Origin of the sequence: Microcoleus sp. Pol7_A1, from assembly GCF_036701085.1 — a bacterium.
GTDB classification, from domain to species: Bacteria; Cyanobacteriota; Cyanobacteriia; order Cyanobacteriales; family Microcoleaceae; genus Microcoleus; species Microcoleus asticus.
The window spans coordinates 102078-115999 of record NZ_JAUBQD010000003.1; the positions used below are offsets into that span (position 1 = coordinate 102078).

Sequence of the window (13922 nt, forward strand, 5' to 3'; positions counted from 1 at the left end):
TCAAAGGAGAACGGGGTGAGAATATCGAAAAGGCGATCGCATTTTATCAAGCAGCTTTACAAGTTCTCACCCGCGATGCTTTTCCCCAACAATGGGCGATGACTCAAAATAATTTGGCAAGTGCTTACAGTAACAGAATCAAAGGAGAACGGGGTGAGAATATCGAAAAGGCGATCGCATTTTATCAAGCAGCTTTACAAGTTCTCACCCGCGATACTTTTCCCCAACAATGGGCGATGACTCAAAATAATTTGGCAATTGCTTACAGTGACAGAATCCAAGGAAAACGGGGTGAGAATCTCGAAAGGGCGATCGCATTTAATGAAGCAGCTTTACAAGTTCTCACCCGCGATGCTTTTCCCCAAGATTGGGCACAGACTCAAAATAGTTTGGCAATTGCTTACAGTGACAGAATCAAAGGAAAACGGGGTGAGAATCTCGAAAGGGCGATCGCATTTTATGAAGCAGCTTTACAAGTTCGCACCCGCGATGCTTTTCCCCAAGATTGGGCACAGACTCAAAATAATTTGGCTGTTGCTTACTATAGCAGAATCAAGGGAGAACGGGGTGAGAATATAGAAAGGGCGATCGCATTTTATGAAGCAGCTTTACAAGTTTACACCCGCGATGCTTTTCCCCAATATTGGGCACTGACTCAAGATAATTTGGCACTTGCTTACAGTGACAGAATCAAAGGAAAACGGGGTGAGAATATCGAAAGGGCGATCGCACTTTATGAAGCAGCTTTACAAGTTTACACCCGCGATGCTTTTCCCCAATATTGGGCGATGACTCAACATAATTTGGCACTTGCTTACCGTAACAGAATCAAAGGAGAACGGGGTGAGAATCTCGAAAGGGCGATCGCATTTTATGAAGCAGCTTTACAAGTTTACACCCGCGATGCTTTTCCCCAAGATTGGGCACTGACTCAAAATAATTTGGCAATTGCTTACCGTGACAGAATCAAAGGAAAACGGGGTGAGAATCTCGAAAGGGCGATCGCATTTAATGAAGCAGCTTTACAAGTTCGCACCCGCGATGCTTTTCCCCAATATTGGGCGATGACTCAAAATAATTTGGCACTTGCTTACAGTGACAGAATCGAAGGAGAACGGGGTGAGAATCTCGAAAGGGCGATCGCACTTTATGAAGCAGCTTTAGAAGTTTGTACCCGCCCTGCTTCCCCGCAACGATGGGCTGATACTCAAAATAATTTAGCAGTTGCTTACTCTAGCAGAATCAAAGGAGAACGGGGTGAGAATCTCGAAAAGGCGATCGAACTTTATGAAGCAGCTTTAGAAGTTCGCACTCCCACAACTTTGCCAATTGACTCTCTGCAAACAGGGCGAAATCTAGGCAATTTAGGATTTGCAGAAAGTTTGTGGGAAACAGCCATATTCGGCTACAAAAAAGCCATCGAAGCAGTCGAACAAAGCCGCGAGTGGATAACCTCGGACAACCGTAAACGAGAAATCATCGAAGAAAATCTCGATGTCTACGAAAAAATGATGCAATCCTGCATCAATCACCAACAATATGACAAAGCCCTGCAAACAATCGAACGTAGCAAATCCCGCTACCTAGTCGAACTCTTCACCAACAGCGAAATCTACCCCAAAACAGCCACCGAAACCGAGAAACAGCAACTCCAAAACCTGCGCCGCCAAATCGCCGCCTCCCAACAACTCCTAGAAACAGAAACCCCATCTCCTCCCCCTCTTTCTCCCCCCCTTACCAAGGGGGGGCCGGGGGGGGTTCCCGAAGACTCTCCCTCACAACCCACAACCCAAACCCGCAGCCTCAGTCCCGAATATTTCCAACAACAAAAAGCCAAATTAGAAACAACTTCACAGCAACTAACACAACTGCTGGAACAAATAAAACAGCGAGAACCAGAATTCACCCTAACTCAAAAAGTCGAACCCATCGACATCACCAAATTCCAACAAACCTTAGACACCGAAACAGCAATCATAGAATGGTACATCGGCAATAACTCCAACTCCGAGGATAGCTGGGGAGGATCAGCCTTCATCATCACCCGCGACAGCATAAAACCAGTCACATATACCACAACCGAAATAGCCGAATTAGAAACCTGGAAAAACAACTATCTCGACGAATACCGCACCAAAAACACCAACACAACCTGGCAAAAAACCCTATCCCAAAAACTCGAAAAACTCTCAGAAATCCTGCGACTAAACGAGATAATCGCCCACATCCCGCCCAACTGCAAACAACTAATCCTAGTACCCCACCGCTACCTGCACCTATTCCCCCTCCACGCCCTACAATTCACCTCAGAAACCCGATTTAAAGAAAAAACCAACTTTTGCGGCTACCTCCTCGACAGCTTCCCCGCCGGCGTGAAATACGCCCCCAGCTTGCAACTGCTGGAACTCGTAAAAAATCGCATCACCACCAGAAACTCCCCCCCACCAAATCAGCAACAACTATTTGCCCTCCAGAATCCCACCGAAGACTTATTCAACGCCGACATGGAGGTAGAAACCATCAAAACTCGATTCAATCCGCACCAAATTTTACTCAAAAAACAAGCCACAAAAACCGCCCTCAACGACAACCGAGAAAACCTCTCAAACACCAGCTACCTGCACTTTTCCTGTCACGGCGTATTCAACTTTGACTATCCGCTGCTGTCATCCCTAGTCTTAGCCGATTCCCTGGAACCGCAAACCTCACCCCCGCCCCCAGAGTCAAATCAGCCCGATGAAAAACAGCGCTATGTCACCCTACGCAGCGGCAGAAAAGCCATCCCAGAAAAATGCCTCACCCTGCGAGAAATATTTGCCGAATTGCAGTTACCGCAGTGCAGTCTCGTCACACTTTCCGCCTGCGAAACCGGGTTAACCACCTCAACCGCAATGACGGATGAATACATTGGTTTACCCAGCGGTTTTTTGTATGCGGGTAGCATGAATGTTGTCAGCAGTCTGTGGGCTGTCGATGATTTTGCCACGGCAATTTTGATGATTAAATTTTATCAGGAATTGCCGGATGCAGATTCAGTAGCAGTCGCTTTGAATGCGGCGCAAAACTGGATGCGCGGGGCGAGTATGGAAGATTTTCGAGTTTGGGTAGGATTGTTAAATTTAGATAAAAAATCTAGACAAAGTGTGGAATTATGGTTAGTGTGTTCGAGTGAGGAACAGCCGTTCCGCGATCCGAAATATTGGGCCGCATTCTGTGCGACAGGATATTAAGTTAGGTGTGCCATCATGATTTTGTAGGGGCGGTTTTACAAACAATATATAACGATGACCAACAATCTAGATAAACCCGTCCCACCCCACCGATAACCCACATCAACCTGAAATTTGCATCGAATGTTAAAATGTAGGTGATGATTTTTCGTTGGGCGGGGGCGGGTTGGAGAGATTGTCGATTTCAGGCAATTATTGTTGGTAAAACCCGCCCCTACAAAATTATATTTTTTAATCGCGGGAGTAACTACAATGGAACCTGAAAAAGTGATCGCTATCTTTCTCAAATGGCTGCACCAAAATCCGAGTATCTTCATGCCGACAGCCTGGAAAAAATTACCCAAATTAGAGGAAGAAATAGCAGAATCCGCCGATGAGGAATTGTTTCCCATTGCTTTCACTATCAGCAAGTGGTGTGGCAATAATGGATTGGGAGAACAATTAAGAGAGAGTCTGCTGCGAAAAGATTTCGACGATGCGGGCGAACCCACCCCAACTCCAACACCGCCACTAACCAATATCACTCAAACCCTGCGTCAAAGCATTGAAGATAGCTACAAAAAGCTTCAAGAAAGCGCAGCAAATAATTAATCAGATACCAGCAATGACTCCAACTAGCCAAATCTATGCCCCCAACGTTTATTTATTTGCCTTTCACCTCTGCGATGCCCTAGAATCAGAGTCTAATTCGCCTGTGGAACCAGCCAGTTTGTGGCATAACTGCCATGAGATTTTGCAAACTAAATTAGCAGTCAGTACAAAATTTAATGACAGCTATTTGCACAAAAAAGAGGAACCTGTCGGCTTCCGAGTTAACCTGATTAATAAACAACGTGTTCGCAACCGCAATTCTCTACCCTTTGATAAGGAGATTTCGGTTGAGAATCAGCAAATTCCTGTCAAAGGTTTTGCCCAACCGCTGCGGATTGATGACAGCTATGCCCTGGGTTTAAAAATTTTTGTACCTGAAAAAGTTAACAGCATTAAAACACCTGATGTCGATGTTAGCATCTTCAAGAAATTTAATCCCGATAACTGCTTGCTGCCGGATTTCGTGCAGAGTTATTTCGGTCAAACTCTGCTGCTTACCGCTTGGCTGAGTGTCGAACAAAATCAGGCGGCGCGGGCAGATTCGCAGTTTCTCCAAGCTTTAGGTAAACAGTGTCTGGAAAAGTTGATTTCTGGTCAAAACCAGCCGGATTTTTACCGTCAAGGCGAGTTATTCGGCAGTCCGATTTTGGAGTATGGTAATCCGAGTCAGCCCGATCGTTACTGTCACATTATTATCTGGTTTTTCAACAGTCCGACAACTGATGAAATCTGGGATGAGACGCGGTACAGCGATTTTATGGATTTGTTTTTGTACCGAAATAAGATTCTTCGCGCTTATCACGACAGCCGCAAGCTTTACGCCGTGACTCGCGAGGAATACAAGCAAATAGAACTAGATATTGACAAGACTTTTAAGTATTTGCAGCGAGATAAAGCTCAGCAGAAGCAATCGAAAGGTGCGGGTTTAAAGGAGGAAGAATTAAAATATCTGGAAACTCAGATGATTGAGATGCCGCCTCGGGCTGTCAAGTATGCCCGAATGCTGATTGATTTGGAGTTTCGCCAAAATACGATCGCCATTAACGCCCAAAATTACCAGGATAAATTAAATCAAATAAGTGTTGACTTAAAAGCAAGAAACAAGTACAATGATAGTGATATTAATTTAAGTTTCCTCGAAACATTCAGCAAAGAAACTTGCCCGCAGTTTCAAAGGCAGATTCAAGCAGATTTAGGCTATTTCAAACACGGTTCCGGCTTGCTAGACCAAGCAACCGAGGCAATTAGAGCTATTGTGGCGATCGAAGAAGCTTATCGGGATGCAAAATTAGAGGTCACGATTCAGGCTGTCGGCTTTGGTTTGGGAGTAGCCGGGGTAGTGGCTGGCAGTTCTCCTTATTTAATTAAACAAGACCCGCCGAATCAGATGATTGCTTTGCCTTTACTGAAGGTGGGAATTAATTCTTTTGCCTTCGTATTGTTGATTAGTATCGGTGCCGGGGCTCTAGTTTGGGGTGGGGTTTTGTTACTGGCCAATTCCAAGAATCTACTAGGTAAGTTCAAGAATCTACTAAATAGAAATAAGCAGTTGCCGCCGCCATAATCCCGGTTCCGGGCGGGCAAATCACCCGCCCCAGAAAAAGATTAGCCTTAATATTGAGGAACAGACGAGTCTACTTCTTGACTCCAAGCAGTAATTCCGCCCTTAACATTAGTCCCCTCAATTCCAGCTTCCTTCAAAATCCCCAAAGCCTTCGCAGAACGTCCGCCCATTTTGCAATGTGCAATCAAGCGGTGGCCGTTCAACAATTCCTTGACCTTGGCGACACCTTCGCCGTGTTCGATATCCGGCAAAGGAACCAAAACCGACCCAGGAATTTGAGCAATTTGATACTCGTTGGGATTGCGAACATCTAACAATACAAAATCCTTCGCACCGCTGTCGATTAACTCCTTAAGTTCTGCGACAGTCATCTCAGAAATTTGCTGTTGTTCTTGCGCTTCCTGCGCTTTAGCTTGAGGAATGCCGCAAAATTGTTCGTAATCGATTAACTTTTCAATTACCGGACGCACTGGATTAGGTCGCAGTTTCAATTGCCGGAACGTCATATCTAAGGCATTGTAAAGCAACAGTCTACCGCTCAAAGTAGTGCCTTGACCCAAGATAATCTTGATAGCTTCCGTTGCTTGGATAGAACCGACAACTCCGCACAAAACTCCTAAAACGCCGCCTTCTGCACAAGAAGGAACCATGCCAGGTGGCGGGGGTTCCGGGTACAAATCGCGGTAATTCGGGCCGCCTTCGTAGTTGAAAACTGTTGCTTGCCCTTCAAATCGGAAGATGGAACCGTAGACGTTGGGCTTGTTTAAAAGCACGCAAACGTCGTTCATCAAATAACGAGTCGGGAAGTTGTCCGTACCGTCGATGATGATATCGTAAGGAGTGGCAATGTCGATCGCATTTTCGGAACTAACGCGAGTTTCGTACAAATCAACTTGACAAAAAGGATTAATTTCTAAAATCCGATTTTTAGCCGACTCAATCTTCGGTTTCCCAACCCAAGAAGTGCCGTGAATTACCTGCCGCTGCAAATTGGAATGGTCAACAATATCAAAGTCTACAATCCCAATGCGGCCAACACCGGCGGCTGCTAAATACAGCAGCAACGGCGAACCGAGGCCTCCCGTACCGATGCAGAGCACGCTGGCAGCTTTGAGACGCTTCTGCCCTTCCAATCCAACTTCTGGGAGGATGAGGTGGCGAGAGTAGCGTTCGTATTCTTGTTTGTTGAGCTGGATCTCGTCCAGATTAGGATTTAGCATGATATTGTGTGTAGCGCAGATTTTGAATTATATCCTATCTAAATCTTTCGCATTTTTACGAGTTTGTTATTTTTACTAATTATTTCTTAATCTCAGTCGGTTCCTGTGCGAGAATTTCCTCTGCTTGAAAGTTCCCCTCTCCGTCAAGACTCCAACTGCGGAGGTCTTCCCAACAGCCTTGTCGGACGGACACAATGATGTAAGAGTATTGGGCCCAGGCCAATGTCCGATCGCACTCTGAGGGCACTGCGGGACAATCCGTGTGAGAATGATATATACCGATAATATCCAGAGTGCGATCGCGCCCGTGTTTCATCGCCCGCAACATATCTTCGGGCTTTATAGCATATCTGCGTCTTTCTGTCAATTCTTTTTGATCCGGCCAATTCTCTTCAGCTTCCGCACTCCAAGCATTTTCAGTCGGCCAAACTTCTACTAAAGTTTTAACACCTGCAGTAACTCGACCGAGCAACAAACCGCAGCATTCTTCAGGATAAGCGCTTTCAGCGTGGGTGCGCATGGATAAAATGTGAGAGTCGGAAAGTGCGATCGGCTGCATAGGATTTTATTGTAGATTTTTTGGTAGATTTTTTTGTAAAGTGCGATCGGGCTTTTTTTACGAACCGCGAAGACGCAAAGGACACGAAGGAAGACAAGAGAAGGGAAGAGAAAGAACTCACAAAAGTAACATAATTAATAACCTCACTTACAGATCTAAACGTTAGATTTTTCCAATATTTCTCACCCTTCCTCTCTGCGCCCTCTGTGCCCTCTGCGGTTAGGAAAAAAAGTGAATGTAGGGTGCGCCGGGCCGCGCACCTTACCCCTGAGTTAATGTAGCTATCTAGCCCTCAATTGCAATCAAGTTGGAGTTTGCTGCAACTCAGGCCGCTCATCTGGAACGATCGCACCTTCGACAGGACACACCTGCAAACAAATACCGCAGTCAATACAGGTATCAAAATCAATCCAAAACCAATCAGTACCCTTGACATTTTTGCCGGGGCCGGGGTTAATGCAAGCAACCGGACAAGCGCCGACGCAATCAGCAACTCCCTCGCAAATATTCGTAACGATAGTGTGCGCCATATTTCAATTTTGGATTTGGGATTGTAGATGAGAAATTAGCAATTGGTAATTAGGAATTACGTTTAAAACAGACCCTAATTTACCGTTTCAATAGTTGGCAATCCTTCGGCATTTACCCAAGCAATTTGAGCAATTCGTCGATCGCGCGCGTATTCCCGGGTCGCCTCCGCAGTCTCCCGACTCTCCAAATCTATTTCTACCCGAACTAGGTGAGTAGACTCTCGGAGTTTGCGAGCATAATCAAAGGCCGCCGCCCCAGATTCAGGAGTTTCAGGCACAACCAACCATTCGCTAGCTGGTGTCTCCGTGGGCAATTGCCCCTCTGTCAGCAAAACTTGGTGCAAATCTTCAATATTCAGACAAAACCCGATGCCGGGGGAATTTTGCCCTTGCGGGTCGAACAGTCCCAACAGTTGGTCGTAGCGTCCTCCTTGTCCTAAAACTCGCTGTCCTGTCTTGCTGCTGCTGACAACTTCAAACACAATTCCAGTGTAGTAGTCAAATGTTTGAATTAAACTCAAATCGAGGTGAATGTGGGATTTTTGATTGGGAATTTTTGATTGACATTGGTGCAGCAATTCGATCGCAGATTTGAGATTGTTTAACGCGGCTTGCTGCGGCAAATCTAAATCCAGCTTGGCAACAATTGGCAACACCTCTTCTGGGCGGCCGCGCAAGTCAAATAACAGCAGAGCTCTTTCTCGCAATTCGGTTGACAGCGGCAAAGTTTCCAAGGCAATTCGATCGAGATTGGCGATCGCCCCCCGAACTTTCTGGCGCACGTTTGGCGGAAACGGTTCTAGCAATGTTGCAGTCAAGCCCGCTTCTCCCAAAACCAAATGCCAGTCATCAATTCCCAAGCTCTGCAAGCACTCAGACAGCAGCAGCAGCACTTCCGCATCCGCAACCGTCCCCCCCGCGCCGAGCAGCTCTACCCCAGCTTGATAGAACTCCTGTTGCCCGCCTGAGCCAGTATCTGGGCCTTTGCGGAACACGTTAGCGTTGTAGTAGAGGCGCTGAGGCTGCCAGCGAGTCCCGGCCATCCGCATTGCAGCCGCGCGGGCGATCGATGCTGTCAATTCCGGCCGCAAACCCAGTTCTCCATCCTCGGCGTCTTGCAATTGAATCAGAGTCGATCGGTCGATCGCGCCCCCAGCCATTAAAGTCTCCAGCCTTTCTAGAGTTGAAGTAATAATCCGGTGATAGCCCCAGCGGTGAAAAACCTGCTGCAAGCGCCGTTCGATCGAAATTTTTTGAGCAACGTCAAGGGGCAATAAATCTCTTGCACCGGATGGGGGTTGGTGAACCATATCAATTTTAGATTTTAGACTTTAGATTTTAGATGGGGCTTAGAAGCTTAGCTTTATGGACGGTGTTAAAGTCTAACGATGCTAGCTTAACATTCGACTTTAACAAATTAAGGTGTCATATCAATTTTAGATTTTAGATTTTAGATTTTAGATGGGGCTTAGAAGCTTAGCTTTAGGGGACGGTGTTAAAGTCGAAGAAGGCAAGCTTAACATTCGACTTTAACAAATTAAGGCGTCATATCGTTTTCGTTTGCATCGGAATAATCATTTTCTCCGTCAGTGCGATCGTCCCGTTGTTTCTGGAGCATCCGCGATCGCGGGACGATCGCACTGACGGTATAATTTTGAAGGCGATCCGATGTGCGATCGCCAACTCTGGATTCTTTTGAGTCAGAGCGATCCACTGCTCAGCTATTCAACACTTTCTAACTATTCCAAACTCACAATTCACAACTGCTCACTTCTTCTTCCCGCCAAACAAACTTGCAAAAAATCCTGGTTTTTCGTCACCTTTTTTTGCCTTTGCGGCAGCTTGTTCCAGCTTTTTCTTAACCTCCAAAGCCGTCGGTTCTTCAGGATTTGATGCCAAAGCTTTGTTCATCTCAAGTTTCGCCATTGTGGCTTGATTTTGTTCAAAGTAACACATTGCTAACATAGCGTGGGCTTGGCTGTGTTTCGGGTCGCGTTTCAGGGCTTCCCTCAACTCCAAACTTGCTTTAGCGTAATTTTTGCTGTCCATAAATCCTTGAGCTCGGCGGCAATAGGGGTCGGCCAGCGTGTTTGGGGGTTCGACTTTAGGCGGAGGAGGCGCCGCGGGAGTTGCGGTGGCTGGGGTTGCTGCTGCTGTTTTTTCTGTGCTACTTGGGGTTGTGGCTTTTGCAGGTGAACCGGCTGCAACCCCACCACCGCCAAGGCGCTCTTTTCGCAGCAGGTAAACCATGTTGAGTTCGCTAATTTGATCGATCGCCTGTTGCGTTTCCTCAACTGATTCGTACTGCTTGAGAGCGAGTTTGCTAACTGCTGTTTTGTAAGCTTCTTCCCAATTTTGAGCCGTAGCTAACTGTTTGGCTGCTGCGCTTTCGATTTGCATTTTCGCCTGTTCTTTAACGAGGCGCTTGCTGATGGTTGCTAATAGCAGGTTGTATTCTTTGCGATCGCTTTCCTTAGAGAATTTGTTGTAAGCCGGATTGACTACTTTTGATAAAAATTGGTTGGCCCAGTTTTTATCGGCTGGGTCTTCAAAAGAGCAAGTATCCGAATGCAAGCGGCGGGCGATTTTCATGTAGCGCTTGCGGATGTCGTTAAACTCGGCGTCTAAGGGAATTCCCAAAATTGCGTGCTGATCGATAAAGTCATACTTGAACAGCCCTTTTGTCATTTCAAAAGACATAAATTTTACTCTTCCTTTCCTGGCTTTTCACTATCCTTTAATGTAGCTTGAGTCAAGGGGTTGTGACCCCCGTACTACCCCCGATCCTTGGCTGCGGGGCGCTACTTCCATGAAGATAAGGGAGGAACTGCTAGGAGTGCGCTGCTGAGTTCGGGGTGTATTCTGCCGTTTGTGGCCAAAATCCGACCCGAGTTCATCTCAAAGGCACTGCCGTCATAAGCTGTAATTTTACCTCCTGCTTCGGAGACGATGACTACACCGGCGGCTACGTCCCAAGGAGCGAGTCCCCGTTCCCAGTATCCGTCCGATCGCCCCATCGCGAGGTGTGCGAGGTCTAGGGATGCCGAACCGCTGCGCCGCACGCCTTGGGTGAGGTGGGTGAGGTGACAGAATTCGGCATAATTATTGTCTGCTGTTTCGCGCCGATCGTATGCAAAGCCAGTGACTAGCAAGCTGGTTCTCAATTCTGAGATTTGGGAAACTTGGATGGGCTTCCGGTTGCAGGTTGCTCCCAATCCCTTGCCTGCCCGAAATAATTCGTTATGAAAAGGGTCGTAAATTACTCCAATTTGTGGTACGCCGTCGATTAACAGTCCGATCGACACGGCCCAAAAAGGATATTGGTGAGCATAATTGGTTGTACCGTCCAAAGGGTCGATCGCCCACAGGTATTTACTGCTAGCATCTCCTAATTTGCCGGATTCTTCGGCGAGGATGGCGTGGTCGGGTACGTGGCGGCCGAGAATTTCTAAGATGACGGCTTCTGAGGCTTTATCGGCTTCTGTTACTAAATCGCCCGATCGGCCTTTTTCTTGAATTTTTTCTAATTTTCCGCAGAAAGATTTCAGGACGGAACCGGCGGCTAGGGCTGCTTCGGTGGCTATTTCTAAGAAGTTTTGCAGTTGATTGTCAGTCATTTGTTAGTTGTCAGTTGTCAGTTGTTAGTTGTTAATTGTTAGTTGTTAGTTGTTAGATCTTGTTTTGTGAATCTCCCACAATCAAACAGGTTCGTAGTAAGGACTGAAGTCATTATTTTCGGAGATTTTAGAGCTGAGAACTTCACTCGTCACTACAAACCTTATGAACGAATAAGCAATCACCAATGACTCCCACAAATAACCAATGCCCAATGCCCTGTTTGGCCAATGCCCAATGCCCAATGCCCTGTTTGGCCAATGCCCAATGCCCAATGCCCAATGCCCAACTGACTATTTCCGATTTTGTTGGCGAAATTCTGCGGGAGTTTGGCGCAGGGCTCGTTCTGGATTCCACAGGCCTTTACCCATGAGTCTCGCCCATTCTTGAGCGTTGATGAGTCGCTGCTGATATTTGGTGTTGGGCGATCGCACTGAGGCCAGGGCATAACCTTCTTTGACTAGCTGTTCGTTGAGCAAATTTTTATCTTGCCACAAGTAGGCTAGTTTGCGATCGAACTGGTCTTTCTGTTCGATGTCAGATTCTAACAATACCTGTTTTCCCCCAATTAGCTGTTCTAGTCTTTGTTTGGCTGCTTCTCCCCAAGGCTGCTGTTTTAAATCCGGCGCATCAATACCAATCAGCCTGATTTGTTCTAATAAGGCTATTTTGTCGGCTGTACTGATAACTTCGATTGTTTGGCCGCTGATGGCCCTTTCTACTTTGGCGATCGTACCTTGGGGCATTTCTGGCTTTTGGCAGCTAGCTAACAACAGACAAAGGGCGATCGCAAATAACCGATAAAGCATGGATAATTGGTAGTTGATAATTTATCAAATTGCCTTATTCTTCATCCAACGGCAAACCGGCTTTAACTTTACCTTTGCCGAAGTAGCGGCCGAATTGCAGTTCGTACACTTCGTCTTCGTCTTGCGTCTCTACCTCGATGTTGGAACGGGGATAGCTGACGCACAGCAGGGCATAACCTTCTTTTTGCAGTTCCACCGAAAGCCCCATTGCTTCTGGCTGGTGCAGTTCCCCCGACTTGACGCGCACCGCACAGGCTGTACAAGCGCCGTTGCGGCAGGAAAATGGCAATTCTACTCCTTGGTTTTCGGCGCTTTGGAGGATGTAGCGGTCTTCGGGTACTCGCACGGTGTGGCGATCGCCTGTCTGTCTGTTATGAATTTTAATTGTGTAAGAGTCAGTCATGGAATTTTAGATTTTAGATTTTAGATTTTAGATTGGGGTTTGCGGGGCAAAATCCTTTAGATGAAAGGGTTTGCGACACAGGGAGGAGAATCCGGCCTGCCCGTTTGACACCCTACCCACATTAAACAGCAAATTTATGCCGTTACCCCTTCCCAAATCAGATTTGTTCTGCTAAGATAGTTTAGCTGTGGCTAAATGAATTAATTTAGCCCTGGAGAGGTGGCCGAGCGGTTGAAGGCGCACGCCTGGAAAGTGTGTTTAGGGCAACTTAACGAGGGTTCGAATCCCTCCCTCTCCGTTAAACAAGCTGTTCAAGAAAAAAAAACAGCTTGCAAAAAAAATCTCTGATATGAGATAAATACTTTGATTAGAGCGATCGCCCTTGAATTCTTTTAGAAAAATCAAGGGCGATCGCTTTTCTAGGGTCAGATGCCTCTGGCATGGGCATCGGGCATCGGGCATGGGTAATAGTTAGTGGTTACTGGTTAGTAGTTTTTCTAATCACCAATAACCCGTGCCCTATTCCCAATGCCCAATTTCCAAATTAAATAAACAAGCTAGGTGAAATTTTAAAATAATCGCCTAGTGCCTTAGCTTGTGCCTTGCTAATCGCTCTTTTCCCATTCACAACCTCAGACACCACGCCGCTCGATCCAATGATACCTACCAAGTCCGCTTGACGGGTGCCGCTGGATTCCATGATGTGTTGCAAAATCTCATGAGGCTCGGATTTGTCGATCGGATAATTTTCCGTCTCATAAACTTCAATCAGCGTGACTAACAACTTGTATAAAGCTCTCTCCTCTGGAGTGAGGTTTTTAGCGAACGTTAGCCGTTCTGCCACAGCCAGGAGGCGATCGTATTCCTCTTCGGTTTCGATCGCCCTAGGAGCAATTTCTGCAAGCAAGTTGCTATAAGTTGCTCGGTCAAAAGTAAGGATCATTTTTCCATTTGTCTTTGTCGTATTCAGCGTGGGTTAGGAAATATTTATAGAAAATAGTTTGCTCCTCGTAGTTGATGCCGACAATCAGGCGATATTCGTTGCCTTTGATATTAAAGACTGTGAAGTTTCCTACTGCTTCGGCATCCCGGTAAATCTTGCGAACATCCTCCAAATTCTGCCATTCTGCTTGCTTTACAGTTGCGTTCCAGCTATCAATTTGATTTTTGACATCGGGGTACTGGGCAGCCTCTTTACGGAGGTTGCGGATCGATATTAGATTCATGAGTTGTTGGTTTTTGTATTTTGGAGTTTTGCATAGGTTGCCTCTGTAATTTTGCAGCGAAGTTTTGCTTATCCTTTCAAAATGAGGCGTTGCTGAATACAGGTATGAATTCAATATTTCCCAATTGCTATAAGCCAAGTATGGTGACTTTTGTAACATCAAGCGAAAAGTTGAT

14 protein-coding genes and 1 tRNA gene are annotated in these 13922 nt (G+C 46.4%); 4 read left to right on the forward strand and 11 right to left on the reverse strand.

Annotated features, from left to right (window positions below; genetic code table 11):
* From QUA20_RS03285 to QUA20_RS03295, 3 genes are all read left to right on the forward strand, one after another.
* The coding region (locus tag QUA20_RS03285; RefSeq protein WP_333185369.1) for a CHAT domain-containing tetratricopeptide repeat protein at positions 1 to 3230 on the forward strand (3230 nt) is incomplete at its 5' end.
* 252 nt (positions 3231 to 3482) lie between these two features.
* The gene (locus QUA20_RS03290; protein ID WP_333185371.1) at positions 3483 to 3821 is read left to right on the forward strand and encodes a hypothetical protein; all 339 of its coding nucleotides are present in this window, start codon (positions 3483 to 3485) and stop codon (positions 3819 to 3821) included.
* Positions 3822 to 3834: 13 nt separating this feature from the next.
* On the forward strand, positions 3835 to 5385 hold the full coding sequence (locus QUA20_RS03295) for a hypothetical protein (RefSeq protein WP_333185373.1): 1551 nt from the start codon (positions 3835 to 3837) through the stop codon (positions 5383 to 5385).
* A 47-nt stretch (positions 5386 to 5432) separates the two neighbouring features.
* Here the strand turns inward: QUA20_RS03295 and moeB are convergent, their stop codons facing one another.
* The 9 genes from moeB to QUA20_RS03340 form a co-directional block, all read right to left on the reverse strand.
* Positions 5433 to 6605, reverse strand: a complete 1173-nt coding sequence (gene moeB / locus QUA20_RS03300; RefSeq protein ID WP_333185375.1) for a molybdopterin-synthase adenylyltransferase MoeB — start codon at positions 6603 to 6605, stop codon at positions 5433 to 5435.
* A 79-nt stretch (positions 6606 to 6684) separates the two neighbouring features.
* Positions 6685 to 7164, reverse strand: coding sequence for a M67 family metallopeptidase (locus QUA20_RS03305; RefSeq protein ID WP_333185377.1), 480 nt, complete (start codon positions 7162 to 7164; stop codon positions 6685 to 6687).
* A gap of 302 nt (positions 7165 to 7466) precedes the next feature.
* Positions 7467 to 7694, reverse strand: a complete 228-nt coding sequence (locus QUA20_RS03310) for a ferredoxin family protein (protein ID WP_333185378.1) — start codon at positions 7692 to 7694, stop codon at positions 7467 to 7469.
* Between the two features lie 74 nt (positions 7695 to 7768).
* The gene (locus QUA20_RS03315) at positions 7769 to 9004 is read right to left on the reverse strand and encodes an ATP phosphoribosyltransferase regulatory subunit (protein ID WP_333185380.1); all 1236 of its coding nucleotides are present in this window, start codon (positions 9002 to 9004) and stop codon (positions 7769 to 7771) included.
* A 227-nt stretch (positions 9005 to 9231) separates the two neighbouring features.
* The gene (locus QUA20_RS03320; RefSeq protein WP_333185382.1) at positions 9232 to 9408 is read right to left on the reverse strand and encodes a hypothetical protein; all 177 of its coding nucleotides are present in this window, start codon (positions 9406 to 9408) and stop codon (positions 9232 to 9234) included.
* A 53-nt stretch (positions 9409 to 9461) separates the two neighbouring features.
* Positions 9462 to 10394 (reverse strand): tetratricopeptide repeat protein, encoded by a 933-nt coding sequence (locus QUA20_RS03325; RefSeq protein WP_333185384.1) that lies wholly within the window; start codon positions 10392 to 10394, stop codon positions 9462 to 9464.
* Positions 10395 to 10495: 101 nt separating this feature from the next.
* Positions 10496 to 11311 carry an inositol monophosphatase family protein gene (locus tag QUA20_RS03330; RefSeq protein WP_333185386.1) on the reverse strand — a complete coding sequence of 272 codons (816 nt, stop codon included), beginning with the start codon at positions 11309 to 11311 and terminating at the stop codon, positions 10496 to 10498.
* A gap of 291 nt (positions 11312 to 11602) precedes the next feature.
* Positions 11603 to 12118: a thermonuclease family protein gene (locus QUA20_RS03335; protein WP_333185388.1), complete on the reverse strand. Its 516-nt coding sequence runs from the start codon at positions 12116 to 12118 to the stop codon at positions 11603 to 11605.
* Positions 12119 to 12152: 34 nt separating this feature from the next.
* Entirely contained in the window at positions 12153 to 12521 is a 369-nt protein-coding gene (locus tag QUA20_RS03340; protein WP_333185390.1) for a 2Fe-2S iron-sulfur cluster-binding protein, read from the reverse strand.
* Positions 12522 to 12734: 213 nt separating this feature from the next.
* Here QUA20_RS03340 and QUA20_RS03345 point away from each other — a divergent pair.
* Positions 12735 to 12819: transfer RNA gene (locus QUA20_RS03345), tRNA-Ser, on the forward strand.
* Positions 12820 to 13065: 246 nt separating this feature from the next.
* Here QUA20_RS03345 and QUA20_RS03350 read toward each other — a convergent pair.
* Both QUA20_RS03350 and QUA20_RS03355 read right to left on the reverse strand, forming a co-directional pair.
* Positions 13066 to 13464 (reverse strand): transcriptional regulator, encoded by a 399-nt coding sequence (locus QUA20_RS03350; RefSeq protein ID WP_333185392.1) that lies wholly within the window; start codon positions 13462 to 13464, stop codon positions 13066 to 13068.
* Positions 13448 to 13747 carry a type II toxin-antitoxin system HigB family toxin gene (locus QUA20_RS03355; RefSeq protein ID WP_333185394.1) on the reverse strand — a complete coding sequence of 100 codons (300 nt, stop codon included), beginning with the start codon at positions 13745 to 13747 and terminating at the stop codon, positions 13448 to 13450. Before QUA20_RS03355 ends, QUA20_RS03350 begins: the two co-directional genes overlap by 17 nt.
* Positions 13748 to 13922: the final 175 nt, after the last annotated feature.

What these genes read in the sequence shown, in the direction of transcription:
- QUA20_RS03330 (WP_333185386.1), bottom strand. Translation starts at nt 11,311, where the DNA reads ATGACTGACAATCAACTGCAAAACTTCTTAGAAATAGCCACCGAAGCA.
- QUA20_RS03315 (WP_333185380.1), bottom strand. Translation starts at nt 9,004, where the DNA reads ATGGTTCACCAACCCCCATCCGGTGCAAGAGATTTATTGCCCCTTGAC.
- QUA20_RS03340 (WP_333185390.1), bottom strand. Translation starts at nt 12,521, where the DNA reads ATGACTGACTCTTACACAATTAAAATTCATAACAGACAGACAGGCGAT.
- QUA20_RS03350 (WP_333185392.1), bottom strand. Translation starts at nt 13,464, where the DNA reads ATGATCCTTACTTTTGACCGAGCAACTTATAGCAACTTGCTTGCAGAA.
- QUA20_RS03295 (WP_333185373.1), top strand. Translation starts at nt 3,835, where the DNA reads ATGACTCCAACTAGCCAAATCTATGCCCCCAACGTTTATTTATTTGCC.
- QUA20_RS03325 (WP_333185384.1), bottom strand. Translation starts at nt 10,394, where the DNA reads ATGTCTTTTGAAATGACAAAAGGGCTGTTCAAGTATGACTTTATCGAT.
- moeB (WP_333185375.1), bottom strand. Translation starts at nt 6,605, where the DNA reads ATGCTAAATCCTAATCTGGACGAGATCCAGCTCAACAAACAAGAATAC.
- QUA20_RS03290 (WP_333185371.1), top strand. Translation starts at nt 3,483, where the DNA reads ATGGAACCTGAAAAAGTGATCGCTATCTTTCTCAAATGGCTGCACCAA.
- QUA20_RS03335 (WP_333185388.1), bottom strand. Translation starts at nt 12,118, where the DNA reads ATGCTTTATCGGTTATTTGCGATCGCCCTTTGTCTGTTGTTAGCTAGC.
- QUA20_RS03355 (WP_333185394.1), bottom strand. Translation starts at nt 13,747, where the DNA reads ATGAATCTAATATCGATCCGCAACCTCCGTAAAGAGGCTGCCCAGTAC.
- QUA20_RS03305 (WP_333185377.1), bottom strand. Translation starts at nt 7,164, where the DNA reads ATGCAGCCGATCGCACTTTCCGACTCTCACATTTTATCCATGCGCACC.
- QUA20_RS03310 (WP_333185378.1), bottom strand. Translation starts at nt 7,694, where the DNA reads ATGGCGCACACTATCGTTACGAATATTTGCGAGGGAGTTGCTGATTGC.